Source organism: Skermanella sp. (assembly GCF_059503625.1).
The window spans coordinates 1-2485 of record NZ_JCACHA010000403.1; the positions used below are offsets into that span (position 1 = coordinate 1).

Here is a 2485-nt window from a genome sequence, read left to right on the forward strand (position 1 = left end):
TCCCGGCGGCCCAGCTTGGCGAGCGCGTCGATCAGCACTGTCTGGCCCTTCCAGCGCGTCAGCCGGCCCGGCAGCATGACGACCTTGTGACCGTCCGGCAGCCGCCACGCCTTGGCAAGCTGGATCACCCGTTCCGGGCTGACCCGGTCGGGCGAGAAGTTGTTGATGTCGATCCCGCGATGGATGACGCGGATGCGCGCCGGGTCGATCTCGTAGCTGGCGAGGATGTGGTCGCGGATGAACTCCGAGATCGCGATCACCCGGTCGCCCTTTGCCATGACGGAGTTGTAGAACCTCTTCAGCTTGCCGTCGAAGTTATACGGCGCGTGGAAGGTGGTCATGAACGGAACGCCGGTGCGGCGCGCGGCGCCAAGGGCGCTCCAGGCCGGCGCCCGGCTGCGGGCATGGACGATATCGACGTCGTGCTCCCGGATGATCCGGCTGAGACGGTCGACGTTGCGGAGCATGACCGCCGGGTTCTTGCTCTCCAGCGGCAGCGTGAAGTGGGGGACGCGCCAGCGCTCCAGCTCCCGCGCCATGGGACCGCCGGCCGATGCCACCAGGGGCGTTCCGCCCGCCTGATGCAGGGCCGCGGCCATGTCGATGGCGCCGCGCTCCGCGCCGCCGGTGACCAATGCCGGCAGCACCTGGAGGACGACGGGGCGGCCTTTTGCTGTGGCGCCTGCCGGTTCCCCATCTGCCTGCGGGTTGCCGATGCGGTCAGCCGTGGTAGTGTTCTGTGCCCCGTTCATGGAATCTTTCGACATGTTCAATCAGACGAATTCACAGGAAAATACCCTGGTGCGCGATGGCGCCACCATAGCCTATCGGCGCACGGAAGGAAGCACTCCCGGCGTCATCTTCATGGGTGGGTTCAAATCGGACATGACCGGCACCAAGGCGGTGGCGCTGGAAGAACTCTGCCGGGCGCGCGGCACGGCCTTCGTCCGCTTCGACTACCAGGGCCATGGCGTGTCCAGCGGCCGGTTCGAGGACGGCGGCATCGGCCTGTGGTCGCAGGATGCGCTGGCGATATTCGACCAGACCACATCCGGGCCGCAGATCGTCGTCGGCTCCTCCATGGGCGGCTGGATGATGCTCCTGACGGCGCTGGCGCGGCCCGACCGCGTGGCGGGACTGGTCGGCATCGCGGCGGCCCCCGATTTCACCGAGGACCTGATCTGGTCCACCCTGGACGAGACCGACCGCACGACCCTGATGGAAACGGGCGTCCTGATGCAGCCGTCCGACTACGGCGAGCCCTATCCTTACACCCGCCATCTGATCGAGGACGGCCGCAAGCACCTGCTGCTGCGCCAGACCATCCCGCTGACCTGCCCGGTGCGCCTGCTGCACGGGATGCGCGACGCCGACGTGCCCTGGCGGACCAGCCAGCGCATCGCCGAGCGTCTGGCGGGCGAGGACGTGCGGATCACCCTGGTCAAGGACGGCGACCACCGCCTGTCGCGCGAGCAGGACATCGCGCTGCTTTGCCGCACCGTCGCTGAGTTGCTGGACGGCGCCGGAGCCGCCGATATCAGCGCCGCCTGAGCGATCCCAGCGCAAAGAGAATCAGCCCTGGCACCGCCAGCACGAGGAAGGCAGGCCACAGCAGGACGGTGAGCAGCACGGGGTCCCACAGCTCCGGCAGGACATAGCGTTGCGTCACCGCCTGGGTCAGGTTCAGCGTGCCGGGGCTGAGCCGGTACCAAAGCTCCCCGGCGGCGGCCAGATGGAAGCCCTGGCCGGTTGATTGGCCCAATTCCTGACCAGCGGATTGGACGTATTGCCACAGGTCGAACCCAAGCGCCGCTATCCCCGCCAACAGCAGGATACCGCCGGTAACTCTCAGAAAAACCACGAACACCTCACGGGAAATCGGCTCTCTCCAGGAACATGCTGCGGCCCCCCGATCCGCGCAATGCACGCCTTTATCACTTTCCTGGGAGCCGACGTGAACGAAGCACTTGAATCCTCCTCCGCTCTCCCCTATTTTCCGCGGCCTTGATGGAGGGGTGGCCGAGTGGTTGAAGGCGCACGCCTGGAAAGTGTGTATACCAGAAATGGTATCGCGGGTTCGAATCCCGCTCCCTCCGCCATCTTCTACGGGACGAACATTCTCCAGTCCCGGATCAGCCCCCTAAAATCCCCAGCAACTGCGCGGTTTGACGCGTCGACCTGTTGACCGGCCGATCGCCCGTGTCCGCCGCCGGCGTTCTCCCTTGCACCGTTTTCTCCGGACCTGTTGACTGCCGCAGATCGGTACCCGTTTCAAAAAACGAGCAAAAACAGGATCTTGGGGCTCAGTCAATGGGCGACGGGTTGGAAGATCGGCCGCCCTGCGAAAGAATCTGCCGTCGAACAATCACCTACCGGTTGATCGAATTAGCCTGCCCTTGCCAGCCGGCCCCCTGTTCTGCGGCTCTCTGGCTGATCTATGTCCGCTTATCGCCGTCCTCCAGTCCGGCATCTTCATTGCGTCATC

Annotated in this window: 3 protein-coding genes and 1 tRNA gene; 2 read left to right on the forward strand and 2 right to left on the reverse strand. The window is 65.5% G+C overall.

Features of this window, described 5'->3' with window-relative positions; genetic code table 11:
* Positions 1 to 752: glycosyltransferase family 4 protein (locus AC5JJ6_RS08905; RefSeq protein ID WP_496041692.1), on the reverse strand; the 752-nt coding region annotated here is incomplete at its 3' end.
* Between the two features lie 13 nt (positions 753 to 765).
* Between AC5JJ6_RS08905 and AC5JJ6_RS08910 the strand changes: the two genes are divergently transcribed.
* On the forward strand, positions 766 to 1551 hold the full coding sequence (locus AC5JJ6_RS08910; RefSeq protein ID WP_496041693.1) for an alpha/beta hydrolase: 786 nt from the start codon (positions 766 to 768) through the stop codon (positions 1549 to 1551).
* Here the strand turns inward: AC5JJ6_RS08910 and AC5JJ6_RS08915 are convergent.
* Positions 1538 to 1861, reverse strand: coding sequence for a hypothetical protein (locus tag AC5JJ6_RS08915; protein WP_496041694.1), 324 nt, complete (start codon positions 1859 to 1861; stop codon positions 1538 to 1540). The two genes, AC5JJ6_RS08910 and AC5JJ6_RS08915, sit on opposite strands and share 14 nt — an antisense overlap.
* Before the next feature lie 148 nt (positions 1862 to 2009).
* Here AC5JJ6_RS08915 and AC5JJ6_RS08920 point away from each other — a divergent pair.
* Positions 2010 to 2099 (forward strand) — tRNA-Ser (locus tag AC5JJ6_RS08920).
* Positions 2100 to 2485: the final 386 nt, after the last annotated feature.